General features: G+C 73.2%; 22 protein-coding genes. 7 read left to right on the top strand and 15 right to left on the bottom strand.

What is annotated here, in order from left to right; all coding sequences use genetic code 11:
• Nucleotides 1-105: 105 nt before the first annotated feature.
• From ACQPXB_RS14035 to ACQPXB_RS14055, 5 genes are read right to left on the bottom strand one after another with little or no spacing between them, the layout of a single operon-like run.
• Complete coding sequence (locus ACQPXB_RS14035) at nt 106-1,695, bottom strand: allophanate hydrolase (protein ID WP_432852019.1); 1,590 nt, start codon at nt 1,693-1,695, stop codon at nt 106-108.
• Nucleotides 1,692-5,231 carry an urea carboxylase gene (uca, locus tag ACQPXB_RS14040; protein ID WP_432852021.1) on the bottom strand — a complete coding sequence of 1,180 codons (3,540 nt, stop codon included), beginning with the start codon at nt 5,229-5,231 and terminating at the stop codon, nt 1,692-1,694. Before uca ends, ACQPXB_RS14035 begins: the two co-directional genes overlap by 4 nt.
• Entirely contained in the window at nt 5,228-5,848 is a 621-nt protein-coding gene (locus ACQPXB_RS14045) for an urea amidolyase associated protein UAAP2 (protein WP_366588073.1), read from the bottom strand. The genes uca and ACQPXB_RS14045 overlap by 4 nt, the downstream gene beginning before the upstream one ends.
• Nucleotides 5,845-6,675: an urea amidolyase associated protein UAAP1 gene (locus ACQPXB_RS14050; RefSeq protein ID WP_432852023.1), complete on the bottom strand. Its 831-nt coding sequence runs from the start codon at nt 6,673-6,675 to the stop codon at nt 5,845-5,847. The genes ACQPXB_RS14045 and ACQPXB_RS14050 overlap by 4 nt, the downstream gene beginning before the upstream one ends.
• A gap of 10 nt (nt 6,676-6,685) precedes the next feature.
• Nucleotides 6,686-8,185 (bottom strand): amino acid permease, encoded by a 1,500-nt coding sequence (locus tag ACQPXB_RS14055; protein ID WP_366588077.1) that lies wholly within the window; start codon nt 8,183-8,185, stop codon nt 6,686-6,688.
• Nucleotides 8,186-8,344: 159 nt separating this feature from the next.
• Between ACQPXB_RS14055 and ACQPXB_RS14060 the strand changes: the two genes are divergently transcribed.
• The 3 genes from ACQPXB_RS14060 (at nt 8,345) to ACQPXB_RS14070 (ending at nt 11,221) form a co-directional block, all read left to right on the top strand.
• On the top strand, nt 8,345-9,010 hold the full coding sequence (locus tag ACQPXB_RS14060; RefSeq protein WP_366588078.1) for a TetR/AcrR family transcriptional regulator: 666 nt from the start codon (nt 8,345-8,347) through the stop codon (nt 9,008-9,010).
• Nucleotides 9,011-9,044: 34 nt separating this feature from the next.
• Nucleotides 9,045-9,986: a hypothetical protein gene (locus ACQPXB_RS14065; RefSeq protein ID WP_432852028.1), complete on the top strand. Its 942-nt coding sequence runs from the start codon at nt 9,045-9,047 to the stop codon at nt 9,984-9,986.
• 152 nt (nt 9,987-10,138) lie between these two features.
• Nucleotides 10,139-11,221, top strand: coding sequence for a tetratricopeptide repeat protein (locus tag ACQPXB_RS14070; RefSeq protein ID WP_432852031.1), 1,083 nt, complete (start codon nt 10,139-10,141; stop codon nt 11,219-11,221).
• An 83-nt stretch (nt 11,222-11,304) separates the two neighbouring features.
• On the opposite strand, the gene ACQPXB_RS14075 is transcribed toward ACQPXB_RS14070, so the two are convergent.
• The 3 genes from ACQPXB_RS14075 to ACQPXB_RS14085 all read right to left on the bottom strand — a co-directional run bounded on the left by ACQPXB_RS14075 (nt 11,305) and on the right by ACQPXB_RS14085 (nt 14,599).
• Entirely contained in the window at nt 11,305-12,570 is a 1,266-nt protein-coding gene (locus ACQPXB_RS14075; protein ID WP_432852034.1) for an HRDC domain-containing protein, read from the bottom strand.
• Nucleotides 12,571-12,641: 71 nt separating this feature from the next.
• Nucleotides 12,642-13,358, bottom strand: coding sequence for a response regulator transcription factor (locus ACQPXB_RS14080; RefSeq protein WP_033291604.1), 717 nt, complete (start codon nt 13,356-13,358; stop codon nt 12,642-12,644).
• A 677-nt stretch (nt 13,359-14,035) separates the two neighbouring features.
• On the bottom strand, nt 14,036-14,599 hold the full coding sequence (locus tag ACQPXB_RS14085) for a DUF3000 domain-containing protein (protein WP_366588088.1): 564 nt from the start codon (nt 14,597-14,599) through the stop codon (nt 14,036-14,038).
• A gap of 461 nt (nt 14,600-15,060) precedes the next feature.
• On the opposite strand from ACQPXB_RS14085, the gene hemE reads away from it, so the two are divergent.
• Genes hemE through ACQPXB_RS14105 form a run of 4 tightly spaced genes read left to right on the top strand, consistent with a single transcriptional unit; the run spans nt 15,061 to nt 19,684 of the window.
• Nucleotides 15,061-16,161 carry a uroporphyrinogen decarboxylase gene (gene hemE / locus ACQPXB_RS14090; protein WP_432852037.1) on the top strand — a complete coding sequence of 367 codons (1,101 nt, stop codon included), beginning with the start codon at nt 15,061-15,063 and terminating at the stop codon, nt 16,159-16,161.
• Entirely contained in the window at nt 16,158-17,567 is a 1,410-nt protein-coding gene (hemG, locus tag ACQPXB_RS14095; protein ID WP_432852039.1) for a protoporphyrinogen oxidase, read from the top strand. The genes hemE and hemG overlap by 4 nt, the downstream gene beginning before the upstream one ends.
• A 51-nt stretch (nt 17,568-17,618) precedes the next feature.
• Nucleotides 17,619-18,311, top strand: coding sequence for a hydrogen peroxide-dependent heme synthase (gene hemQ, locus ACQPXB_RS14100; RefSeq protein ID WP_366588094.1), 693 nt, complete (start codon nt 17,619-17,621; stop codon nt 18,309-18,311).
• A gap of 5 nt (nt 18,312-18,316) precedes the next feature.
• Nucleotides 18,317-19,684, top strand: coding sequence for a CoA transferase (locus tag ACQPXB_RS14105; protein WP_432852043.1), 1,368 nt, complete (start codon nt 18,317-18,319; stop codon nt 19,682-19,684).
• On the opposite strand, the gene ACQPXB_RS14110 is transcribed toward ACQPXB_RS14105, so the two are convergent.
• The 7 genes from ACQPXB_RS14110 to ACQPXB_RS14140 form a co-directional block, all read right to left on the bottom strand.
• Nucleotides 19,674-19,994 (bottom strand): hypothetical protein, encoded by a 321-nt coding sequence (locus tag ACQPXB_RS14110; protein WP_366588098.1) that lies wholly within the window; start codon nt 19,992-19,994, stop codon nt 19,674-19,676. The genes ACQPXB_RS14105 and ACQPXB_RS14110 overlap by 11 nt on opposite strands.
• On the bottom strand, nt 19,991-20,794 hold the full coding sequence (locus ACQPXB_RS14115) for a DUF692 domain-containing protein (RefSeq protein WP_432852046.1): 804 nt from the start codon (nt 20,792-20,794) through the stop codon (nt 19,991-19,993). The genes ACQPXB_RS14110 and ACQPXB_RS14115 overlap by 4 nt, the downstream gene beginning before the upstream one ends.
• On the bottom strand, nt 20,787-21,692 hold the full coding sequence (locus ACQPXB_RS14120) for a TIGR04222 domain-containing membrane protein (RefSeq protein WP_432852049.1): 906 nt from the start codon (nt 21,690-21,692) through the stop codon (nt 20,787-20,789). Before ACQPXB_RS14120 ends, ACQPXB_RS14115 begins: the two co-directional genes overlap by 8 nt.
• Before the next feature lie 275 nt (nt 21,693-21,967).
• Nucleotides 21,968-22,858, bottom strand: coding sequence for a TIGR04222 domain-containing membrane protein (locus ACQPXB_RS14125; protein WP_432852052.1), 891 nt, complete (start codon nt 22,856-22,858; stop codon nt 21,968-21,970).
• A gap of 133 nt (nt 22,859-22,991) precedes the next feature.
• On the bottom strand, nt 22,992-23,417 hold the full coding sequence (gene msrB, locus ACQPXB_RS14130) for a peptide-methionine (R)-S-oxide reductase MsrB (RefSeq protein WP_366588107.1): 426 nt from the start codon (nt 23,415-23,417) through the stop codon (nt 22,992-22,994).
• A gap of 19 nt (nt 23,418-23,436) precedes the next feature.
• Entirely contained in the window at nt 23,437-23,742 is a 306-nt protein-coding gene (locus ACQPXB_RS14135) for a hypothetical protein (protein WP_220238380.1), read from the bottom strand.
• 198 nt (nt 23,743-23,940) lie between these two features.
• Nucleotides 23,941-25,611 (bottom strand): serine/threonine-protein kinase, encoded by a 1,671-nt coding sequence (locus ACQPXB_RS14140; RefSeq protein WP_432856614.1) that lies wholly within the window; start codon nt 25,609-25,611, stop codon nt 23,941-23,943.
• Nucleotides 25,612-25,727 lie beyond the last annotated feature (116 nt).

Genomic DNA, 25,727 nt, shown 5'->3' on the forward strand with positions numbered 1-25,727 from the left:
AAGTAGACAGAAATCCTGTCCGCACGATAGCCCTTGTTACCGGTGGGTAACCAGGGGGGTGGCCCGGACGAGTGGGCGACGGCACACTCCCGGGCGGCCCCGCCCTCAGGACCGCAGGTGGGCGAGCCAGCCACCCTTCGCCGAGATGTCCTCCGCGGTGGCGAGCGCCGCCGGCTCGCACAGGAACCCCGAGACCTCCGAGCCGTCGGCCAGGCGCACCCGCCCGATCGCCAGCGGCGCCGGTACCGCCGCCACGAACGCGCCGAAGCCGGCCACCGGCAGGTCCCACACCTCCGCCGCGATCGCGACGCCGTCCTCGGCCACACGCACGAGCCCCGGTTTCGGCGGCGTCGTGGCCAGCGCGTGCAGCCGGTATTCGGGTGCGGTCTCGGTCTCGGCGACGAACCGGCCACCGCGCGAGGTCAGCTCGTGGTTGAGCGGCTGCCCCCGCAGGTGCGCTCCGACGACGACGAGGCGTACGCGCTCCTCGACGCCACGGGCCAGCGCGGCCAGCTTCGCGTCCGCGCCGGGCGGGCCGACGAGCATCACCCCGAACGGCCGTCCGCCGACGGTCCCGGCGGGCACGGCGAGCGCGGACAGGCCGAGCAGGTTGGCGAAGTTCGTGAAGCGGCCGAGGGCGGCGTTCGCGCCGACCGGGTCCGCAGCCACATCGGCGAGCGTCGGGTGCCCGGTGGTGGTCGGCAGCAGCAGGGCGTCCACTGTGGAGAGCACGGCGTCGGCCTCGCGCTTGAGCGCGGCGAGCGTGGCCTGGTCGGCGAACACCCGGTGCGCGGGCAGGTCGCGAGCGGCGGTGATGATGCGCGCGACAGTCGGGTCGACGTCGTCGCGGTGCTTCTCGACGAACTCGCCGACGGCGGTGTAGCGCTCGGCGACGAACGAGCCCTCGTACAGCAGCCGCGCCGCGGCGAGAAAAGGCGACAAGTCCACAGTGGTCACCGCCGCCCCGGCCGCGGCGTAGTCCGCCACCGCGGCGGTGTAGGCCTCGGTCCAGCCGTCCTGCAGCGGGCCCAGGGCGGCCGGGACGCCGATCCGGAACGCGCCCTCGTCCGAGAGACACCGCAACGCGAGTTCCGCCTCGCCCACCGTGCGCGCGAAGACCGACACGCAGTCGATGCTCGCGCATGCCGGCACGACGCCGTCCGTGGGCACCAGGCCTGGCGTCGGCTTCAGCCCGACGATCCCGTTGAACGCCGCCGGCACCCGGCCCGAGCCCGCCGTGTCCGTCCCGAGCGCGAGATCGGCGATCCCCAGCGCGACGGCGACCGCGGACCCTGAGCTGGACCCGCCGGACACGTACGCCGGATCGACGGCGTTGCGCACCGCACCGTACGGGCTGCGCGTGCCGACCAGCCCCGTGGCGAACTGGTCGAGGTTCGTCGTGCCGAGCACCAGCGCCCCGGCCGCCTTCAGCCGGGCGACCACGGGGCCGTCGGCCTCGGGCTGGTAGGAGTAGGCCGGGCACCCGGCGGTGGTCGGCAGCCCGGCGACGTCGATGTTGCCCTTGACCGCGGCGAGCCGTCCGTACAGGGGGAGTGGTTCCCCGGCCGTGTACCGCTCTTCGAGCGCCGCGGCCTCGGCCAGCAGCTCGGCCTCCGGGCGCAGGTCCACCCAGATCTCGGGGCGGGCGACCTGCTCCATGCGTCGGTACGCGGCGCGCACGCGTTCGCGGATCATCCGAGCACCACCAGCGGGGTGCCGGGCGCGACCTGGTCGCCGGGGGACACGAGCACCTCGAGCACCTTTCCGTCCGCGGGCGCGGGGATGCGCGCCTCGGTTTTCATGGCTTCCAGCGTGACCAGCGACTGCTTGTGGTCCACCCGCGTGCCCGCCTCGACGTCCACGCGCCAGACGGTGGCGGCGAACGGGGCCTCGACGACGTGGCCGCCCGGCGGCGCCTGCACGCGGGCCGGCGGCCTCGTGACCGGCTCCGGCTTCGGGTCGAACTCGCCCGCGGCCGCCCAGGCGCGGCGTTCCGCCTCGAACGCCGCCGACTGCGTGGCGCGGAACCCGGCGATGCTCTCGGCGTTGTCGGCGAGGAACCGCTGGTAGTCGGCGAGGCGGAACTCCCCGTCGGTGATGTCGAGCTCCAGCTGCCCGGCCGAGCCGCGCGCCCGCAGGTCCAGCAGCTCGTCGGCCGACACCGGGTACCAGGAGATCCGGTCGAAGAACCGCAGCAGCCACGGCGAACCCGGCTCGAACGCGCCGCGCTGGTGCCAGCCGCTCCACACCTGCACGGTGCGGCCGACGAACTGGTAACCGCCCGGCCCTTCCATCCCGTAGATGCACAGGTAGGCACCGCCGATGCCGACCGAGTTCTCGGCCGTCCACGTCCGCGCTGGGTTGTACTTCGTGGTCACCAGGCGGTGGCGCGGGTCCAGCGGCGTCGCGACGGGCGCGCCGAGGTAGACGTCGCCCAGGCCGAGCACGAGGTACTCGGCGTCGAACACCGTGCGGTAGACGTCGTCCACAGTAGACAGACCGTTGACGCGGCGGATGAACTCGATGTTCCAGGGGCACCAGGGAGCGTCGTCGCGCACGCCCGTCATGTACCGCTCGATCGCCTCACGCGTCGCCGGGTCGTCCCACGACAGCGGCAGCCGTACGCCGCGGCTGGGCACCACCAGGTCCGCGGTGCCCGGGAGATCGCCCTCCAGTTCACGCACGAGGCCGAGGGCCTTGCCGACCGGCAGCGCGTCCGGGTCGACGTGCACCTGCAGCGACCGGATGCCCGGCGTGAGGTCGACGATCCCCGGTACGCCTTCGGCGGCGAGCCGCTCGGCCAGCGCGTGGACGCGCATCCGCAGCGCGAGGTCGAGGGTCATGTCGCCGTACTCGACGAGCAGGTTGTCGTCGCCGCTGCGCCGGTAGGTCACCGACGGCTCGCCGTCGGCCGCGGGCCGCCGGGCGAGCACACCGCCGTCGTCGAGGACACCGCGGCTGGCGAGCAGTGGCACCGCCGGGCGCCGGCGCAGGGCCGCGGCGTGGTCGGTGTCGATCGGGACGAACCGCACGGTGTCGCCCGGGCGCAACTGGCCCAGCTTCCAGCGTTCGCCGGTGGCCACCGTCGCGGGGCAGACGAACCCGCCGAGGCTCGGGCCGTCGGGGCCGAGCAGGATCGGCAGGTCGCCGGTGTAGTCGACGGCGCCGATCGAATACGGCGTGTCGTGGATGTTGGACGGGTGCAGCCCGGCTTCGCCGCCGTCCTCGCGAGCCCACTCCGGGCGTGGCCCGACGAGCCGGACGCCGGTGCGCGCGGAGTTGAAGTGCACCTGCCAGTCGGTGCGGTAGAAGGTCTCGATGTCGGCCGGCGTGAAGAACTCCGGTGCGGCGTGCGGTCCTTCCAGCGCGCCGATCGTCCACTGTGTACTCATCGGGGGCCGGTCCGCGACGGCGCCGGCGACCGGGTCCGCGGGCTCCGGGCCGGGCGTGAGCACGTCGCCCGCGGCGAGCGCGCGGCCGCCGTGCCCGCCGAACCGGCCGAGCGTGAACGTCGCCGCGCTGCCGAGAAACTCCGGCACGGCGAGGCCGCCGCGCACGAGCACATAGCTGCGGAGGCCGGCCGTTCCCGCGCCCACGTCGAGCGTGCCGCCGGCCGGGACCTCGAACGGCGTCCACGCGGGAACGGGGGCGCCGTCGAGGAGCACGGGCGCGTCGGCGCCGGTGACGCAAACGGTGGTGGCGGCCGAGAACCGCAGGGTGACACCGTCCACAGTGCACTCGAGGCCGGCCGCGCCCTCGGGGTTGCCGAGCGCGAGGTTGCCGAGCCGCAGGGACAGGTCGTCCATCGGGCCGGACGGCGGGACCCCGACGTGCCAGAACCCGGTGCGGCCCGGCCACTCCTGCACGGTGGTCATCGTGCCGCCGCGCACCACGTCGATCCGCGGCTCGTCGTCGGTGACGCCGTCGAGCGTCGCGGTGTCGTGGGTGGCGCTCGTGAACGCGGGATCGACGGCCGCGGCGCGAAGCTGGCCGAGGTTGGTGCGCAGCCCGTCGACCGCCGTGGCCGCGAGGGCCGCGCGCAGGTTCGCCAGCGCGTCCGCCCGGTCGGTTCCGGTGCAGATCACCTTGGCCAGCAAGGGATCGTAATGCGTGGTGACGGTCGTGCCGGCCTCGATCCACGTGTCGACACGGACGTCCGGCAGCGTCACACCGGTGACCAGGCCGGCGCTCGGGCGGTGGTTCGCGCTCGGGTCCTCGGCGTAGACGCGGGCCTCGAACGCGTGCCCGCGCGGCTCGGGCACCGCCGTGAACATCCCGCGATCGCCCTGCGCGAGCCGCAGCATCCAGCCCACCAGGTCGACGCCGTACACCGCCTCCGTCACCGGGTGCTCGACCTGCAGCCGCGTGTTGACCTCGAGGAACGCGGCCTCCTCGCGGACGGGGTCGTAGACGAACTCGACCGTGCCGGCCGAGCGGTAGCGCACCGACGAGCACAGCGCCACCGCCGCGTCGGCCAGCTGCCGCCGCACCGCGTCCGGCAGGTCCGGCGCCGGGCACTCCTCGACGACCTTCTGGTTGCGCCGCTGCAGCGAGCAGTCGCGTGTGCCCAGCGCGAGGACCGCGCCGGCGCCGTCGCCGAACACCTGCACCTCGACGTGTCGCGCGCTCGTCACCAGCCGCTCCAGGAACACGCCGGAGCTGGCGAAACTCTTGGCCGCGACGCTGCGCACGGTCTCCCACGCGGCGGACAGTTCCTCGGCCGACGCGCACGCGCGCATCCCGATCCCGCCGCCGCCCCCGGTCGCCTTGAGCATCACCGGGTAGCCGATCCCGGCCGCTGCCGCCAGGGCTTCGTCGAGGTCGGCCAGCAACCCGGTGCCCGGCAGCAGCGGCACGCCGGCGGCGATCGCGGCCTCGCGCGCGGTGTGCTTGCTGCCGAACACCTCCAGGTGCTCCGGCGCCGGGCCGACGAACGCGATCCCGGCGTTCTCGCAGGCCCGGGCGAACGCGGTGTCCTCGCTGAGGAAGCCGTACCCCGGGTGGATCGCGTCCGCGCCGGTGTCGAGCGCGGCCCGGATGATCGCGTCGGCGCGCAGGTAGCTCTCGGCAGCGGGCGCCGGCCCGAGCCGTACGGCCTCGTCGGCCAGCCGGACGTGCGGCGCGGTGCGGTCGGCGTCGGAGTACACGGCGACGGTCGGGATGCCCAGCTCCCGCGCGCCGCGCAGCAGGCGGACGGCGATCTCGCCGCGGTTGGCGACCAGGAGTTTCACGCCGCACGCTCCGGCTCGGTCACGACCATCCGCACCGGCGTCGGGTCGAAGCCGTTGCAGGGGTTGTTGATCTGCGGGCAGTTGGACACGAGCACGAGGACGTCGGTCTCGGCACGCAGCCGGACTTCCAGGCCCGGCGCGGAGATGCCGTCGACGATGCCGAGCGTGCCGTCGGCCTCGACGGGCACGTTCATGTACCAGTTGACGTTGCTCACCAGGTCGCGTTTGCCGAGGCCCCACTTGCTGCCCTCGATGAGGAAGTTGTCGGCGCACGCGTGCTGGAACCGGGTGTGCTGGCCGTAGCGGAGGCTGTTGGACTCCTTGCTGCACGCGCCGCCGAGCGTGTCGTGGCGGCCGCACGTGTCGGCGACGACGGTGACGAGCGGGGCGCCCTCACCGGTGCGCAGCACGCTGCCGGTGGTGAGGAAGATGTTCCGCTGCGCCGAGATCGTCGCGGCGGCGCTGTAGCGGCGGGAGGTGTCGTTCGCGTCGTAGCAGAGGAAGTCGACGGCCTGGTTGCCGCCGAGGTCGATGATCGCGAGCTCCTGGCCGCGGCGCAGCACCGTGGAGAACGGCGCCCGCGCGGGGACTTCGACGTCGAGCACGGTCGTGGTCATGCGAGCCCCCGGGCGGTGAGGTAGTCGGCGGTGTTCTCGAACGCCCGCTGCGCTTCCGGAGTGTGGGTCCACTCCGGACTGTCCGGAGTGGTCGGCCGGTCGCGCCAGGCGAGGACGCGCAGCGGGCTCACGGTGTAGTCCTCGCGCGGGTCGAGCGGGTGTGCGGTGTTGGCCAGGAGCACGACCACCGGCAGCTCGATCCGCAGGTCCACCGACGCGCCGGGGCCTGCGGAGCCGGTGAACTCGAGTCCGCCCTCCGCGTCGACCCGCACGCCCTGGAAGAACGACAGGCTGGGCGGCAGATCCCGGGGCCCCAGGCCGTTTTTCGCCGCCGCCAGCGTGAACAGGGGCAGCCCGGCCGGCGAGGGCCTCTCGGGTGCGCCGTCGCCGTAGCGCTCGGTGTTGCCGTCCACAGTGGACGTGCCGCACAACGCGTCGTGCCGGCCGCTGGTGTCGGCCACGACGGTCGCGAGCACCCGCGCCTGGTCCGAGAGCAGTGCGACGGACTCGCCGAGGTAGGCGTTCCACTGCACCTTCACGGTGTCGGCCACGTTGAGCCGTTCCCACGGCGCGTCGGCGTTGAACAGCAGCAGGTGGGCGCAGGCGTCCCCATCGAGGTCGGTGAGCCGCAGCCGGGTGCCGCGGGCGAGGACCTTGTGCGTGTAGCCGCCGCCGGCCACGGTCTCGGCCCAGGTCAGCGTGGCGGGATCGACGCCGGGCGGTGCCGGTGATCCCGTGGCCGGGATCGTCGGCATGGTGTCGACGACCGTGCCGGCCTGGGCGCGGGCGTGGTCGCGCGCGCCGTACGTGGTTGCCGTGGTGCTCATGGACGTCCTCTCAGACCGCGGGTTCGAGGGCGGGGGCGGTGGACCGGCGCAGCCGCAGCCAGCAGAACCAGCCGATCAGCAGGGCGGCGCCGACGAACTCGACGGGGAACAGCAGCAGCCAGGGCGAACCCGAGCCGGCGAGGTCGTAGATCTCCGCGCGGGGCCAGGCGATGTTGACGATCATCACCACGCCGTAGGCGACCGCGGCGACGTTCACCGGGAGCGCCCAGCGCCCCAGCGAGAACAGGCCCGGCTGGGCGGGGAACCGCCCGCGCAGCCGGCGCACCAGCAGCGGGCCGGTGACCAGCAGGTACGCGAGGTAGACCACGACGACCGAGGTGCCGGTGATCGTGCTGAACAGGGTCGGGTTGCCGACGTTCACCCCGAGCAGCGCGATCGCCAGCGCACCGGAGACGACGGCGGGCCACAGCGGGGTGCCGGTGCGCGGGTTGACGCCGGACAGGCGCGTGGAGAACGGCAGCGCGTTGTCGCGGGCCATCGCGTAGATCAGCCGGATCGTGCCGGTCTGGATGGTGAGCGTGCAGACGATCACGGCGATCGCGACGTCGGCGAGGAAGATCCGGCCGAAGGTGTCGCCGAAGACGGCCGTGATCACGTAGGGCAGGCCGTGCCCGGCGAGTTCGCCGTCGGTGAGGCTCGGCGCGGCCATCAGCGCGGTGAGCACCACGGCGAGGCCGCCGATTCCGGACACCAGCACCGCGCGCAGTACGGCTCGCGGCGCGGCCCGGCGGGCGTCGCGCGTCTCCTCCGCGACCGACGCCGCGGTGTCGAACCCGTACAGCACGTACGCGGCCATCAGTGCCGAAGCGAGCACACCGCCGATCCCGGCCGCGGAGGCGCCGTCGCTCACCGGGACGCTGTGCACCACGACCTGCGGCCCGCGCACGGCGAACAGCGCGAGGCCACCGATGAGCACGACGACGCCGATCAGCTCCGCGGCGACGCCGACGTCGTTGATCCGGGCCATCACGCGCACGCCGGCGGCGTTGACCACCGTGGTGAACACGATCAGCAGCGTGCCGAGCAGCACGGCGTTCGTGGCGCCGGTCGGTGAGGTGACCGACGGGTCGCCGCCGACGAGCTGGAACCCGCTCCACACCGAGGGGAGCACGATCTGCAGCGCGATCGCCGCGGCGGCGAGCGCGACCACGCAGCCGAGCAGCATCATCCAGCCCGCGAGCCAGCCGGCGAACCCACGCGCGAGCTGCTTGGCCCACTGGTAGACCGATCCGGCGAGCGGGTAGCGGGCGGCCAGCTCCGCGAACACGAGCGCGACGAGGACCTGCCCGGCGAGCACGAACGGCCACGACCAGAAGAACAGCGGGCCGCCGAAGGTGTAGCCGAAGCCGAAGAGCTGGAACACGGTGGTGAGGATCGAGACGAAGGAGAAGCCGGCCGCGAAGGCGGAAAAGCCGCCCAAGCTGCGGCGGAGCTCCTGGCGGTAGCCGAACTGGGTGAGGTCGTCGGAGGGGACCGGTGGCGCGGGCATGCGGGGCTCCCGTCTGCTGGCGGGGATTTCGATCGGTTGACCGAAATTAAGCCGCCGGTGGGTCGGTGCCGTCTCGCCCGCGTAAGGCGAGTGTTAACGCGTGTTTCGGGAGGGGGCTGCGGCGCGTAACACGGCCGGGCGCCTGGCAGGATCGGCCGCGTGGACGGGAAGGCGACGGGAGTGGGGCGACCGCGCGCGAGCGGCGCGGCGGCGAGCCGTCAGGACGCGCGCGAAGCGCTGCTCGACGCAGCGGGCGAGCTGTTCACCGGCGCGGGGTACGCGGCGACCACGACCCGCGCGATCGCCGAGCGGGCGGGCCTGCGCCAAGCGTCGCTGTACTACCACTTCCCGGCCAAGGAGGACATCCTCGCCGAGCTGCTGGCGGCCACCGTCCGGCCGTCGCTGGCGGTCGCGGTCGGCCTGGTCTCCTCGCCGGCGCCGGCGAGCGTGCGGTTGTGGGCGCTGGCCTACGCGGACGTCCGGCTGCTGGGCGGGGCGCGGCACAACATCGGCGCGCTGTACCTACTGCCCGAGGTGTCGTCGCCGAACCTCGCGGGGTTCCGCGCGGAGCGGGCCGAGCTCAAGGCCGCGTACGGCACGCTCGTGGCCGCCGCCCGGCCGGGCGTTTCGGAGATCCGCACGGACCTCGTGTTCGGCCTGGTGGAGAGCACCGCGATCACCCGCCGCGACGATCCCGCGCTCGACGTCGAAGCCCACGCCCGCGAAGCGGCCGACGCCGTCGTCCGCCTGGCGGGCCTCGGCGAACCGGACGACCCGCTGCGGGCGGCGGCCCGCTCGCTGCTGGAAGGGGCTGGTCGGACATAATGCACATTGTGGACAGGTCGTTGCGGTGGTGCCGGTGAAGTTCTTCCGCTCGCGACCCTTCGACGAGGCTGCCGCGCTGCGCGGCTCGGCGGAGTGGTCGCGCGGCCGCGAAGGCGCGCGTGACCTCTTGGAGCGCTTCGCGGTCGCCTCGCGCCTCGGCGAGCTGGGCGAATGGCGTGACGCCGAGCCGGTGTTTCGCGAGCTCGTGCCGCCCATGACTCGCGAGTTCGGCCCGCGCAGCAAGGAGACGCTGAACGTGTGGGTGCAGCTCGCGATGTCGTGGTCCGGGCAGGGCCGCCCCGACGAGGCCGTACCGCTGCTGGCCGAGACCGAGGACGTGTACGAGCGGACCTGGGGTGCCGAGGCCGCCACGATCTGGTGCCGCCGCATGCTCGTCGAGGCCTTGAGCGTTGCCAACCGGATCGACGAGCGCGTCGCCGCGTCGGCCTCCCTGGTCCGCTACTGCGCCTCCGAACTCGGCGACGCCGACCCCCTGACCCGCGAAGTCCGCTTCGGCGACCTCATCGCCCTGTGCGACGCCGACCGCCAGGACGAGGCCCTGCGCGAGCTGGCCGAGCACATCGTGCCGCACTTGAAGAAGCCCTTCGACCTCGACTGGGCCGAAGCCGCCCGCCTCCAGATCAGCGCCGAACAGGGCGACCCCGCCCTCGCCGTGCCACCCTTGCGCGAACTCGCCACCCGGCACCCCCGCCACGGCTTCTTCCGCCAGTCCCTCGCCGACGTCCTGGTCCTGACCGGCGACCACCCCGAGGCGGCCTCCCTGCTGACCACCCTGGTCACCGAGTCGTGGAGCGGCTGGCGCCAGACGCTGCGCAACCGCGGCACCCTGGCCCAGATCCACCCGGACCCGGACGTGGCGGCGTTCCACGCCCGCGCGGTGCTGGCAGCGGTGGCGTGGCCGGTGGGGCATCCGGAAGTGCTTGCGGCGCAAGAGGTCCTGGACCGCCTCGGCTGAAGTCAGGCTGCTGCGGTGCTGGGGTCGCTCGGGGGTCTTGGCCCGGATGTGGCCGATCGGCACGCGGAAGTGCTTGCTGTGCAGAAGGTCCTGGACTGCCTCGGCTGAGCGCGGCAGACTGCTGCGATGCCCGGATCGAGCGGCGGCCGCCCGTGAAGCTGTTTCGCGCCAGGCCCGCGCTCGCGCCGGCCGACGAGGTGACAAGGCTGCGCGCCGCGCTGGCGAAGACCCGTAAACCTGAAAGCCTGGACGGCCTACGGCGCCGGCATGAGCTGGGATGCGCGCTGATGAAGGCGGGGGACTGGCCGGCCGCTGAGGTGTTGTTCGCCGAGCTGGCGCCGGCGCAGGCGCGGGTGGTGGGTGCGCGGCATCCGAACACGCTGGCCGCCTGGACGAACCTCGCGCTCAGCCTGGCCGAGCAGGGCCGGCCGGACGAGGCCGTGCCGGTGCTGGAGCAGACTGCCGAGGTCTACGAGCGGACGTGGGGCGCGAAGGAGCCCGGCACCTTCCAGACCCGGCTCAACCTCGCGCTGGTGCTCAGCGTGGCCGGGCGCTACGCCGAGGCGCTCGACGTGCTCGAAACCCACCGGCGCTCGTGCGCGGCCGAGGTCGGGCCGGCCCACATGGCGACGCGGGTGGCCGGCTATCGCCAGCTCACGGTGCTGCGTGTGCTCGAACGGTTCGACGAGGCCGAGCGGTTGCTTGCCGAGCTGGCATCGCTGGCCACCACCGATCGCTCGCGCGACAGTGCCGCCGGGGTCGGCCTGCTGATCCGCGCGGAGCGGGGCGATCCGCAGCCGGCCGTCGCGCCGCTGCGCGAGCTCGTCGCCCGGCACGGCACCGGGGGGTTTCGCGAGCTGCTCGCCGCGGTGCTGCTGCGTGCCGGGGAAGCCCGGGAAGCCGCCGAGCTACTGGGTTCGATCCTGGCCGCCCTCCCGGACCACAGGCGCGAGTCCCTCCTGATCCGCGGCTTGCTGGCGCACGCGTACCTGGAGATGGGCGACCTCGACCGCGCGGAGCGGGAAGCCGGAGCCCTCCTCGCCGCCGGGGCTTGGCCGTCGGGCCACCCCACTCCCGTTGCGGCCCAGGTGACTCTCGCGCGTGTTGCCGCGCGCCGAGGGCACCGCGAGGAGGCTCGCCGTGGGCTGGAGGCCGCGGTCGTCGCCCTCAACGCTGCGCTCGGGCCCACCCACTCGCGCACCCTCGAGACCGCCGCGTGGCTCAGCGAAGTGTGATCTGCCGAGCGAAGCGCGGGAACGGTCCGCACCAAGCCGTGGCAGCTGCCCGCTCACGCAGGATCCAGCCACCACCAGAGCCGTCAGGCAGAAGCCGTCGTGTGCAGCGCCTTGCTCAGCGCCCCCACCGTCAGCTCCACCTGCCACGGCCGGGCCCCACCGGCCCGCAGCACCGCCGCCACCCCGTCTTCCGACAGGTCGGCCGGCGGGCGCCAGCAGGTGCGGCGCACGAGGTCGGGCAGCATGAGGTTCTCCACGGGCAGCCTGCGGTCCTCGGCGATGGCGGCGAGGGCTGCGCGGGCCGCGGAGAGGCGGGCGGCGGCGTCGGGGTCCTTGTCGGCCCAGCGGTTGACCGGGGGTGGGCCGTCGGAGGGCTGGGTGGGGCTGGGGAGCTCGCTCGCGGGTAGCGCCTTGGCCGCCTGCAGGTGCCGCAGCCAGCTGGCCGTGTACTTGCGTTGCACGCGGCCGCTGAAGACCGGCAGGGCCTGGAGCTCCTCGACGGTTTTCGGGTCGGCCGTCACGGCGTTGACGATCGCGCTGTCGGGCAGGATGCGGCTGGGTGCGCGGTCGCGTTTGCGGGCGAGCTCGTCGCGGGCCTGCCACAGCTCGCGCACGGCGGCCAGGCCGCGCGGGCTGCGGATCTTGTGCACGCCCGACGTGCGGCGCCACGGCTCGGCGCGCGGGGCGGGCGGCGGCGCGGTGCGCACGGCCTCGAACTCCTGGCGCGCCCACTCCAGCTTGCCCTGGGCCTCCAGCTCGACTTCGAGCTTGACCCGCAGCTCGTTGAGCAGCTCGACGTCCAGCGCCGCGTAGTTGAGCCAGTCGACGGGCAGCGGCCGCTTCGACCAGTCGGCGGCGCTGTGGCCCTTCTCGAGCGTGTAGCCGAGCAGCAGCTCGACGAGCGTGCCCAGCGCCACGCGCTCGTAGCCCGCCAGCCGGCCGGCCAGCTCGGTGTCGAAGAGGGATTTGGGGTGCAGGTCCAGCTCGGCCAGGCACGGCAGGTCCTGGCTGGCGGCGTGGAGCACCCACTCGGTGTCGTTGAGGACTTCCCGCAGGGGCGCGAGGTCGTCGGCCAGCGCGATCGGGTCGATCAGCACCGTGCCGGAGCCTTCGCGGCGCAGCTGCACGAGGTAGGCCTTGGGCCAGTAGCGGTAGCCGGACGCCCGCTCGGTGTCCACGGCCACGGCGCCGGTTCCCGCGGCGAGCCGCGCGCACGCCTCGGCGAGCGCCGCCGGATCGGTCACCACGGGGGGTGTGCCTTCGGCAGGCTCGCGTAGCAGCACGGGCGTTCCGGCGTCCTCGGTGGTGGTCTCTCCGGTCCGGGCGCCGTCCGCCTGTGCACTTCCCATAGCTGACGACCCTACGGGACGGGCGTACCGCGCCTGGTCCGCCCGCCCCGCAGGGCCTCTGTCTGCCTTCGTCAGCGGATCACACCGGCGCGCATAGCCAATGCGACCATCTGTGCCCGGTCACCCGTGCCGAGCTTGCGCCCGATGCGGGAGAGGTGCGACTTCACGGTGAGCGCGGAGAGGGAAAGCTCCTCCCCGATCTCCTTGTTCGACTGTCCGTCGGCGACGAGCTGGAGCACCTCGACCTCACGGGCGGAGAGCTCCCGCGGGGTGTTGTCGGTGCCCGCCACCCGCGTGCCGGTCGCCAGGACCGGGGCCACGCTCGGGTCGGCGTACACGCCGCCTTCCAGGACCCTGCGCACGCCGTCGGTGACAACCACCGGTGACGCGGACTTCAGCAGGTACGCCTGGGCACCGGCCTGGAACGCCGACCGAACCGCGTACGGGTCGTCGGACGATGCGAGCACCACCACGCGCGGCCATCCGTGGCTACGGAGTTCCGTAACCAGCTCGATGCCGCTGCCGTCCGGCAGTCCGAGATCGAGGATCGCCAGGTCGCACGGGCCGGTGGCCTGTGCTCGCGCCCTCGCCTCGGCCACCGTGGCGGCCTCGTGAACCGTGCCCGCACCCATCTGTGCGAGTCGTGCTGCGATTGCCTCCCTCAACAGCGGGTGGTCATCGACCACCAACACGGAAAAAAGCTCTTCCCGCGGGTGCGGAACCATGCTCGCCGGCAAAGCACCGGCTGGCGTGGATCGAACGGCCTGAGATAAGCCGACGGTAGCCACGTCACTACCTCCCTGGAGTCGGTCGTGCCCCCCGACCGGCACCGGGACCTTCGGCCGTTCAGCCGCGCCAGCTTTAGACCGAAAGTGGTGTCGTCGAAGGCACTGTAGCCGCCCGGAGGCCATTACGGGGGGATCGAATGGGTATCTATCTGAAACGACTCGTCACTCAGGGCGTTCACCGTCACACGATCGGGCTAGTGCTGAGCCCGTTGTTAACGGAACGGCTTCCGGAGGCGATGCAACAGAGTTACCGAACCCCAAACGCCCGTGCAGGTGGGCCGTGCACCTGCGGGTGCTTCCGCCCGGACGTCTCGTGAGCAGTCCACCAGACGTCGGAAATGGGCCTCCGCCGGGGCAAGATCAACTTTCTTCACGTTTGCACAGAGTGGTTTCGCGGGGGTCTCCGCGGGACCCGCCGGGGTGCCCTGGGGGCTTCGGGCGGCTTTGCGGGCGTGACCAGGGCATGACAGCCCGTGATCATGGGGTCTTCACGAACGTGGGCATCCGTGCGTGCTAGCGCGTGCGGTCCCAGGTGGACGGACGTGAACCGCGCTCAGAATCGCGTTCGGTCGGCCGCCGGTGTCGACGGTTGTCCAGACCACGCCGGGCGCTCCTGGACGTTCTGAGGGCGCGCGAGAGCCCCGGACGGGCGGCCCGTCCGGGTGAACTTCGGGGGATCAGGAGCTCTGGCGCTGTTCGAACAGCGTGACGCCCACCGGCGGCAGCCCCACGACGCTCGCCATCACCTGGCAGAACGCGTAGCCGTGGGCGCGCAGCGCGGCGTCCGTGGGCGTCCAGGACGCCCGCAGCTCGAGGTCGTCGGTGCGCGTGGGCCCGGAGATGTCGCCGAACCGCGCCGAAGAGGTCTCGGTGACCGTGCCGCCCAGCGCCGTCCACGAGGCGCCGGACGCTTCGAGCGCGTCGGTGAGCCACGACCAGCCGACGGCCGGCAGGAACGGATCGGTGGCCAGCTCGCGGTCGAGCTCGGCCCGCACGTACATGACCAGCCGCAGGACGCCGTCCCAGCCTTCCTGCCCGTCGGGGTCGTGCAGCAGCACCAGCCGCCCCGACGCCAGCACGTCCGCCGGCCCGGCCACCTCACAACTCACCGCGAACGACCACGGCGCCAGCCGCTGCGGCGCCCGCATGGTCTCCAACCGCACCTCGGGACGCGGCCGCACGGACTTCAGCGCCGCGACGGCTTCGCGGAACAGCTCGGGCACTGGCGTCATCGCGGTCACCCAACGACTGTAGGGCGGCGACGCCCCGTTGCGGACGCAGGCGCGCCGAGGGACGCCCCGACCGGCCCCGCCACCCACCGGCGCGGCTGCCGGTCCGGGCGAACCGGACGCGGAGGCTTGATCTGGCCTGCTGTGGCGGCGGTGCTGGTCGAGGCTTCGGCGACCGGGCCGAGGGGGCGGGCACCGAGGCCACCGAGCGCCCGGGCGGCAGCCCCACTGGGCTTGAGTCGCTGTCCGTCAAGGGGGAAGAGGGGGAGCGGATCTGGCGCGGTCGGAACGGAGCTGGGCGATCGGATCCGAAGTGACGGGCCCCGAGACCACCGCGACGGCCGCCCACGGGCCCGCGGAATCGGACCTCCCGGGCCACTCCACCCCACCCGGTGCCCACGAGATCGGAATCGCCGGCACCTCCGGCCACTACCCGTGGCCTACGCGCGTGGTCTCCGCGACCGGGTGGGACGATGGGCTTCGTGCCTGAGCTTTCGTCTGTGTCTGAGTCCGCCGCGTCCGAAACCCGCCCGTCGAGCCCCTCCGCGCGGCGGGTGCTGGCGGAGTCGCCGTTCCTGGCGGCGGCGCGGGGGGAGAAGCCCGTGCGCACGCCCGTGTGGTTCATGCGCCAGGCCGGGCGGTCGCTGCCGGAGTACCGGAAGCTGCGCGAGGGCGTCCCGATGCTCGACGCGTGCTTCGACCCCGAGATGCTCGCCGAGATCACGCTGCAGCCGGTGCGCCGGCACGGTGTGGACGCGGCGATCCTGTTCAGCGATATCGTGGTGCCGCTGAAGGCGGCGGGGCTGGACATCGACATCGTGCCCGGCACGGGGCCCGTGGTGGCCGAGCCGGTGCGCGACCTCAAGGCAGTGCGGGCGATCCCGCTGCTGGAGGCCGAGCAGGTCGCGCGCGTGGCCGAGGGCGTGGGGCTGCTGGTGGAACGCCTGGGCGACACGCCGTTGATCGGCTTCGCCGGGGCGCCCTTCACGCTGGCCAGCTACCTCATCGAAGGCGGCCCGAGCCGCAACCACGAGCACACCAAGGCGCTCATGCACGGCGAACCCGAGCTCTGGCACGAGCTCGCCGGCCGCCTCGCCGACATCGCGCTCACGTTCCTGCGCGCGCAGCTCGACGCGGGCGCCGACGCCATCCAGCTGTTCGACTCGTGGGCCGGCGCGCTGTCCGAGCGCGACTACCGCGAGTTCGTCCAGCCGCACTCGGCGAAGGTGCTGGCCGGGGTCGCGGACTACGGCGTGCCGCGGATCCACTTCGGCGTCGGCACGGGCGAGCTGCTCGTGGCGATGCGCGACGCGGGCGCCGACGTCGTCGGGGTCGACTGGCGCGTGCCGCTCGACGAGGCCGTGCGCCGGCTCGGCGGCAAAGCCGTGGTGCAGGGCAACCTCGACCCGGCGCTGCTCTACGCGGGCTGGCCGGTGATCGAGGCCGAGGTCCGCCGGATCGTCGACGAGGGCCGCGCGGCCGACGGGCACATCTTCAACCTCGGCCACGGCGTGCTGCCGAGCGTCGAGCCCGAGGTGCTCACCCGCGTCGTCGAGCTGGTGCATTCGCTGTGAAGCACGTCGCCGTCGTCGGCGGCGGCATCTCCGGCCTGACCGCGGCCTACCGCCTGCGGACGCTGCTCGGCGACGCCGTCGCGATCACCGTCTTCGAAGCCACCCCCGCGGTCGGCGGCAAGCTCCGCACGGCCGAGGTCGGCGGCGTGCCCTACGACGTCGGCGCCGAGGCCTTCCTCGCCCGCCGGCCCGAGGTCACGGCGCTGGTCGCCGAGGTCGGGCTGGGCGAGCACCTCGTGCACCCGACGAAGGCGCGCGCCAAGATCCATGCCGGCGGCACCGTCACCGGCCTGCCGCCCGGCACGGTCATGGGCGTCCCCGCCTCCGCCGACGCCGTGGCCGGCGTGCTCTCGGAAGACGGCCGCCTCGCCGTCGAGAAGGAACGCTCGCTCGGCCCCGTCGAGCTCACCGCCGCCGACCTCCCGCTGGGCCCGCTGCTGCGCGCCCGCTTCGGCGACGAGCTCGTCGACCGGCTCGTCGACCCGCTGCTCGGCGGCGTCTACGCGGGCGGTGCCGACGGCCTCGGCCTGCGCGCGACCATGCCCGGCCTGGCCAAGGCCGTCGCCGACGGCGCCGGCTCGCTCACCGACGCCGCGGCCTCCCTGCTGCCGAAGACCCCCGGCACCGCGCCCGTGTTCGGCACGCTGACGGGCGGCCTGACCACATTGCTGGACCGGCTGCAGACGCTGTCGATAGCAACGGTGCACACCTCCGCCACCGTCCGCGCGCTTACCCGCACCGCGGACGGCTGGCGCCTCGACGTCGGTGCCGCCGCCCCGGCCCACGCCCCCGATGACACCCCGGTCGACGTCGACGCCGTCGTCCTCGCCGTGCCCGCGCCCGCCGCGCGCAAGCTGCTCGCCGACGTCGCCCCGGCCGCGTCGCAGGCGTTCGGCGAGGTCGAGCTGGCCTCGATGGCCGTGGTCGCGCTCGCGCTGCCGCCCGGCACCGAACTGCCCGACGCGTCGGGGATCCTCATCGGCGCGGGCGAGAAGGACACCGAGGGCGTGCGCTACGCGTCGAAGGCCTTCACCTTCTCCGCCAACAAGTGGGCCCACTACGGCGCCGCCGGACCGGTGCTCGTCCGCGGCTCCGTCGGCCGCTTCCGCGAACCGGGCGCGCTGAACGGCGACGACGAAGCCCTGGTGCACGCCGTCCGCGACGACCTCGCCCGCCTCACCGGCGTCACCGCCGAACCGCTCGACACACTGGTCACCCGCTGGGGCGGCGGCCTGCCGCAGTACGGCGCCGGGCACCTCGAGCGCGTGACGCGCATCGAAACCGCCGTCGACGAGCTCCCCGGCCTCGCCGTGGCGGGCGCGACGCTGCACGGCGTCGGCCTGCCCGCGTGCGTCGCCACCGCCGATGCCGCCGCGAAGCGGATCGCGGCGAGCTTCACAGTGTGACGTGACGGAGGCGCTTGGCGCCCGAAAGCCGTGCGGTGCGAGGATGGAGCCATGGCGCGGCTGAACTACAACGAGCTCAACGACACCATCCGCTACACCGCCTGGTCGGTCTTCCGGGTCGAGCCCGGCCGGCTCGGCGAGGACCGCGGCACCGCGGGCCAGGAGACGGCGGAGTTCCTCGACGGGCTCGCCGACAAGGGCGTGGTGGTGCGCGGGGTCTACGACCTGTCCGTGCTCCGGGCCGACGCCGACTACCTGGTCTGGTGGCACGCCGAGGAGATCGAGCAGGTCCAGGCCGCCTACAACGGCTTCCGGCGCACACCGCTGGGCCGCGCGTCGACCCCGGTGTGGAGCCAGGTCGCGCTGCACCGCCCGGCGGAGTTCAACAAGAGCCACATCCCGGCGTTCCTCGCCGGTGAGGAAGCGCGCAAGTACATCTGCGTGTACCCGTTCGTCCGCTCCTACGAGTGGTACCTGCTGCCGGACGAGGATCGGCGCAAGATGCTCGCCGACCACGGCAAGGAAGCCCGCGACTACCCCGACGTGCGCGCCAACACCGTGGCGTCGTTCGCGCTCGGCGACTACGAGTGGATCCTCGCGTTCGAGGCCGACGAGCTGCACCGCATCGTCGACCTGATGCGCCACCTGCGTGGCACGGAGGCCCGCCGCCACGTGCGCGAGGAGATCCCGTTCTACACCGGCACGCGCGTGGCGCCCGCCGAGCTCGTCGCGGCACTGCCGTAACCGCCGTGCAGGACGTGCTGGCCGGGGTGTGGCGGACGCTCACCGGCGAATCCCTCCCGCCCGTGTCCCTGACCGGCGACGAATCCTTGCTGCCCGGCACTTTCCGGGTCGAGGCCGCCGCGACGGCGGGCATCGCGGCCGCCACGCTGGCGGCCGGTGAGCTGCTGCGGCTGCGCGGCATCGGCCCGGGCACGGTCTCCGTCGACACGCGCCACGCCGCGGCCGCCGTGCGCAGCGAGATGTTCCTGCGGGTGAACGGCGAGCTGCCGCCGAGCCCGTGGGGACCGATCGCCGGCGACTACCTCGCGTCCGACGGCTGGGTCAAGCTCCACGCGAACTACCCCCGCCACGAGGCCGCCATCTGCTGGTCGCTCGGCGTGCCCGCGCAGCGCGACGCCGTGGCGAAGACCGTGGCCGCGAAGACGGCCGCCGAGGTCGAGTCGGCCGTGGTGACGGCGGGAGGCGCGGCCGCGCTCATGCGGTCCCGCGACGAGTGGCTCGCGCACCCGCAGGGCCAGGCCGTCGCGGGCCTGCCCCTCGCCGAGATCCGGCAGATCGGCGACGCGCCGAAGAACACGCTCTTCGACTCCGACCGGCCGCTGGGCGGGGTGCGCGTGCTGGAGCTGACGCACGTGCTCGCCGGGCCGGTCGCCGGCCGCGTGCTCGCGGCCCACGGCGCGAACGTGCTCCACGTCGGCGCCGCGCACCTGCCGCGCATCCCGGCGCTCACGATGGACACCGGCCACGGCAAGCGTTCGGGGTTTGTCGCGCTCGACACCGAGGGCGGCCGCGCGCGGCTGAAGAAGCTCATCGCGCGGGCCGACGTGGTGCTGCAGTCGTTCCGTCCCGGCGCGCTGGAGCGAATCGGATTCGGTCCGGAGGAGATGGCCGAGCTGCGCCCGGGTCTCGTCACGGCCGACCTGTCGGCCTACGGCTGGGCCGGCCCGTGGGCCCGCCGCCGCGGCTTCGACAGCCTGGTGCAGATGGCTTCGGGCATCGCCGAGGAAGGCGCTCGCGTCGCCGGCACCGACCGCCCGACGCCGCTGCCCGCACAGGCACTCGACCACACCACGGGCTGGCTCGCCGCCGCGGCGATCATGACGGCGGTGCGCCGCACGGTCGTGGAGGGCGGCAGCTGGAACGTCCGGCTGTCGCTCGCGAGTACGGGCCGGTGGCTGGATTCCTTGGGCCGCAAGGAACCGGGATCGTCCGAAGTGGACTACAGCGACCTCGTCGAGGAAGTCGACAGCGACTTCGGCAAGCTCAGGCGCGTGAAGATGGCCGGCGATCTGCCGGGCGCCCAGCCGCACTGGGACCACGCGTCGCACCTGCCGGGCGCCGACAGCGCGGTGTGGCACCCGGTCAACTCCTGAACCAGCGCCGCCGCCTCGCGGGTTCCCGGTCGGCGACCCAGGCGGCGAACGCGTCGGCGTACTCGCGCGCCCGGATCGCGTCCGTCTTCGGGTGCGCGGCGGCATAGGCGGCGAAGAGCGGGCCGAAGCGCTCGCCCAGGCGTTCGGCCACGTCGGGTCGCAGATACGCGATGAGCCGGCGCCGTTTGGCGAGCAGCACGTCGGCTTCGACGCGCAGCCGGTCGGGCGCGAAGCCCGGCGGGGGAGGGGCGCCCGTGAGCAGCGCGTCGAGCAACGCCGCCTGCCGCGCAGCGAGCTCTTCGCGGCTCACGTCGTCACCGTCGCGCGCAGGGCCGCGAGCTCGGCGGCCAGCTCGGTGTCGGTGGGGTAGTCGTCGTCGCGCTCCAGCAGCACGCCCGGCGGGTCGGTGCGGCGGCGCAGCTCGGCGAGCAGGTCGAGCACCTCGGGCAGCACCGGGTGTGCGTGCGTGTCGTGGTAGACGCCGGCGCGCTCGACCCCGCCGGCCATGTGCACGTAGGCCAGGCGCTCCCAGGGGATTCCGTCGAGGAACGCCACCGGGTCGGTGCCGACGTTGCGCGCGTTGGCGTACAGGTTCGCCACGTCGACGATCAGCAGGCAGCCCGTGCGCTCGGTCAGCTCGGTGAGGAACTGCTCCTCCGACAACGTGTTCTCCGGCCATTCCAGCACGGCCGCGATGTTCTCCAGTGCCAACGGAACGTCCACAATGGACTGGGCAAGGCGGACGTTGGCCACGAGCACGTCGAGCGCTTCGCGCGTGCGGGGCAGCGGCATGAGGTGCCCGGAGTCGAGCCCGCCCGCGCGGACGAAGCACACGTGGTCGCTCGCGAGCGGCGCGTCGAGCGCCCGGGCCAGCTCGGCGAGGTGCTCGACGCGCTGCGTGTCCAGCGGCTCGGCCCCACCGAGAGAGAGCGACACGGCGTGCGGGAGCACGGGCATGCCGCGCTCCCGCAACGCCAGCAGGCTCTCGGGCAGGTGCGGCGCGTGGAGGTTCTCGGCGACGACCTCGACCCAGTCGACGCCCGGCAGCCGCGCGATCGACAGGTCCAGCTCGGCCCGCCAGCCGATGCCGACACCCAGCCGGTCAACCACCGCAACCCCCGCCACCGCACGAAGAACCGCAGGAGGACCCGCTGCTGCACGAAGATCCGCTGCTGCACGACGAGCTGCTGCTGCAGGAAGAACCGCCGCCCGACGAACCACCGCCGGACCCGGCGAACGGCTGGAACGGTGGGATCAGCGCCGCGCTCAGCTCGTCGTCCGGGTACATCGCGAGCCCGCCGAGCGCCACCGCGCCGGCCGGCCCGGCGAGCAGCACGGCCGGCTGAGCCGGGCCCTGGCTCGCGGAACGGGCGCGCGCCAGAGCCCCTTGGCCCCTCGGCGTGATCCGCACGCGCCTGCGGCCGCGGATGACGGAGGCGACGATCGTCAGCACGAGGGCCACCACGAGCAACAGGAAGAGCCAGCCGACGGGCCGGTCGTTCGCCGCGCCCGTCACGAACCGCACGGCGCCGACCGCCAGGAGGACCAGGTAGGCCAGCAAGACCGCGCTGTGGAACGGCTGCGCTTCGCTGCCGGAGGTCAGCAGGCCGGCGCGCTGCATCTCGGCCTCGAGGTCGCTCATCGCCTTCGACCGCGTGGCCCTGGCCCGCAGGCTGCGCGTGGTGCCGCCGGTGACGCCCTTGGCACCTTCGTGCACCGAGCGTTCGATCTTGTGCCACGGGCGTTTCCCCGCCGCCGTCACGAGCCCTTCGCTGTTCACGCGCAGCAGCCCGCGATCCACCAGCGCCGCGATGGCCGTGTCGGCCACGCGCTCGGGGCCGCCGGCGAGGTACGCGAGGTGGTAGACGTCCGGCAGCTCCCCTCCGCCCTCGACACCTCGCGGGCGCGCCACCCGCGGCCATCCCACCTGCACCACGACCACCACCGCCAGCGCGATCCCGTACCACGCCAGGAACTGCGGTCCCGAAAACCCCCACGTCCCGCCCACGGCCCACCTCCCTCGCAATCGCCGGACGCTACCCACCCCGTCCCACCGGTCGGGTCGGCACAACTGACGCCGTCCGCAGCACCGTGGTTCCGGTCAGCAGCTGCCGGAGCCGCCGCCGCATCCCCATCCGACACAGCTCGAACCATTGCCACAGCTCGACCCGGGGTAAAGCTGCCGCTGCTGAGAAAGACGCCACCCTGGTATTCGGGTGACCATGCCGGGTTGTCTCGACTCAGCCGTCGGCGGTGGGTCTGTCGCGGGCGGCGTGGTTCCGTTCAGCAGCTGCCGGAGCCACCCCCACATCCCGAACCACCGCCACCGCACCCCGATCCGCCACCGCAGCTCGACCCGCCGCCGCAGCTTGACCCGCCGCCGCAGCTCGACCCGAGATAGAACCCGCCGCCGAGAAAGGCGCCACCGCCGTGAGAGGTGCCTCCTTGGTACCCGGGGCGACCGCGCCGGGTTGCCCCGACTCGGCTGAAGACGGCCCGCGTCTCGCGGTCCGGGTGGTTGGCCGGCCCGCCGACCGCCACGGCGCCCGCGGCTCCCGTCACGAGGCTGCGATCCGCCCAGGCCGCACGCACCGCTTCGTAACCCGCGTTGGTGCGACCGGCCGGCTGCCACGAGCAGATGAGAGCAACGACCCCGAGCACCGAGATGAGGACCACGGCCGCGGCGACGAACCAGCTCGTGGACGCCACACCCACGACCAGGCCCCCGACCGCGAACACGGCTTCCGCGGCGGCCACCGACCACCACCCTCGGCGCCGCTGGGCGGCGTCGACCACGAGTCCCCGCGCCGCGAGGTCGCCGGCGAGCGCGGCCATCGCGTCGGTCGTGGCCAGCCGCCCGATGACGTCGGGGAAGGTCGGTGCGCCGGCACCGACGAGCTCGGCCGTGGCCACGCCCAGCGCGTCGACGGGCGCCAGCGGGGTGCGGTAGAGCCGCCCGTTGCTGTCGAGCCGCAGCTGTTCGCGTTCGATCATCGCCGCCACCACGGTTTCACCGGTGCGGTTCGGGCCGGCGGTGAGGAATGCGATCTCCGCGAGGGAGCCGAGGCCGGTCGCGCTGCGGGAGCCGGCCCGGATTCGCCGGTCGTGGCGGAGTCCGCCGAGGAACGCGAATATGCCGAGCAGTGTCAAGGCGATGGTGGCGATGAGTGTCATGGCGCCTCCCCGGTGCGTCGTGTTTCGTAGCACGCGCAGGAAGACACCGTGGTTGCCCCGGGTTTCCCTAAGCCTTCCTCAAGAAAAAAGCGCCCTCCCGGTGGGGGAGGGCGCTTTTCGGTGATCGTCGGTGTTACTCGGTCTCGGGGACGAGCTTCAGCGAGATCGAGTTGATGCAGTAGCGCTGGTCGGTCGGGGTGTCGTAGCCCTCGCCCTCGAAGACGTGGCCGAGGTGGCTGTGGCACGAGGCGCAGAGCACCTCGATGCGCTTCATGCCGAGCGTGCGGTCTTCGCGCAGCAGCACGGCGTCGGAGTCCGCCGGGTCGAAGAACGACGGCCAGCCGCAGTGGCTTTCGAACTTCGTGTCGCTGCGGAACAGTTCGGCACCGCAAGCCCGGCACTCGTACGCGCCGGTGGTCTTGGTGTCGGTGTACTCGCCGACGAACGGCCGCTCGGTGCCGGCCTGGCGAAGCACCGCGTACTCCTCGGGGCTGAGCTGCTCGCGCCACTCCTGCTCGGACTTCACCACACGGGGCGTGGTGCCGACGACGGGTTTCATACCTTTCACTTCGTCCACGTTACCCCGCCAGGAAAGCGATCGCGTGGGTCACGATCTGCCATGCGGTCACGATCACCCCGAGCACGATCAACGCCGCGATGAGCGCCGAAACCCAGTACCGCAGCCCACCCGCGCGGCTGCTGGAATCGGCGAAGTCGGAGACCTGGTCGAGGCACGCTTCGACGGTGAACGTCGGGCCCGTGCGCTCCATCCGGTCGAGGTGCGCGGCGAACGCGCGCGCCTCCGGGTCGTACGGATCCAGCCCGACGAGATCCTCGTGGAACCGAGGATTCCAGCCCGGCTGTACAGCTCCGCTCTCGGCCATGGCTCCACGGTAGGCCATCACCCCTGCTCACCACACTCCCCGCGCGGCGAGTCTCACTGCTTCGCAACAGTGACGTAGCTCCTGGTTACGCGCACGCGCGGCGGAGGCCGATCGGCCGCACTTGACGCGCTGCGACGGCGCGGTCACTGGCCGAAACCGGTGGCCGCCTTGGTGGAAATCGACGGGCCTCCGCGGTCGTCACTGGCCCGCTTGGCCGCCGGTCGCATCGAGCTTCGTGTTGCTGTCGATGCGCATCTGGCCGCCGATGAGCACGATCCGGTAGGGCCGGCGAACACCGTTCACGGTGAGGTTCATCGTGAGTGAACCATCGGGGTTGTTGCCGCCGCTGTCGGCATGTGCGGTCTTGTAGCTGGTGATCTTCTGGCCCTGCCAGTACTGCACGAACGCCGCTTCGCTGCCGTACGCCGCTTGCGCGGCGGGCGTCAGGCTTGCCCAGTGACTGCCGGGGTTGTCGAAGAACCCGTTGGTGATCAGCTGCCCTGCGCCGGCGAAGTCGGTCACCGTACCCTCGGTCGGGGTCTGGTCCACTGGTCCGGAGGGAATATTCGAGCTCGGTGGTGCACTCGGTCCCGGCGCGCCGGTCGAGTTCGACTGCTGGGGTTGCTGGCCCGCCTGCGAGGACGTGCCCTTGTCGCCGCCGCCGCCTGAACTCAGTACCAGGAACACCACGACCGCGATCACCAGCACGGCCGCCGCGCCACCTGCGAGCAGGGCGAACTTGCGCTTGTTGTCGGCAGGCGGCGGCGTGCTCGAGGCGTTGCGGTAGTTCGGCGCCGCGGCCGTCGGGGCCGGGCGGGGCTGCTGCTGCGTGGGCCGGACCGGGGGTGCGGGCTGGGGCCGCGGCGGGGTGTTGGGCGGTGCGGCGGGTGAGCGCATCGGCATGAACGCCGCCGTCGGGGTGCGGGGCGGGTTCGACGGGGCCTTCTGCGCGGGCACCGGGGCGCTGGGCTTCGGGCCGTCGACGCGCTGCCAGGGCGGGCGGGAGCCGCCGCGGTCGAGGCGTTCGGTGGGGCCGGACGACAGGAGTTCCGGGCCCACGGCCGGTTCGCCCGCCGCGAGCTTCGCCAGGCCTTCGCGGGCCTCGGCCATGCTGGGGCGCTCGCCGGGCTCGCTGCGCAGCAGGCTCATCAGCAGTGCGGTGGCCGGGCCGGCCTGGGTCGGCGGGTTGATCTGGCCGTTGGCGGCCGCGTAGAGCAGCGCGAGCTGGTTGGTGGTGTTGCCGTAAGGCGTCTGGCCCTCGATGGCCTGGTAGAGCGTCGCGCCGAGGGCGAACACGTCGGAGCTGGGCACCGGGTCGGCGCCACGGGCCAGCTCGGGGGCGAGGTACGCGGGCGTGCCGCCGATGAGGCCGGTCTGCGTGAGCGTCATGTCGCCGGCCGCGCGCGAGATGCCGAAGTCGGTGATCTTCGCGGTGCCGGTCTCGTCGATGAGGATGTTGCCGGGCTTCACGTCGCGGTGGACGATCCCGGAGCGGTGCGCGGCGACGAGCGCGGCGGCCACCTGCTCCCCGATGCGCGCGACCTGGCCCACGGGCAGCGTGCCCTGCTCGGCCAGCACGGCCGAGAGGCTCGGGCCGTCGAGGAACTCCATCACGAGGCAGGGATCGCCGCCGTGTTCGGCGATGTCGAACACCACGATCGCGTTCGGGTGCTGGAAGCGGGCCGCGTTCTTGGCCTCGCGCATGGCGCGCTGGCGCATGTTGTCGCGTTCGGCCTCGGAGACGCCCGGCTGGGGGAGGATCTGCTTGATCGCCACCGACCGTTCCAGGCGCACGTCGACGGCGCGCCACACCACACCCATGGCACCGCTACCAATGTGCTCGACGAGGCGGTAGTGCCCCGCGATCAGCTGACCGGTGTCGATGGCGACCGCTCCTGACGAAATCCCGGTGATCGTGGCCTTACTCAGCGCGGATACCCCTCGCGCACCCGAACGAGTGTAGCGGTCGGGTGGATGTTGCCGCC

It is taken from the genome of Amycolatopsis sp. CA-161197 (assembly GCF_050942255.1).
GTDB lineage: Bacteria > Actinomycetota > Actinomycetes > Mycobacteriales > Pseudonocardiaceae > Amycolatopsis.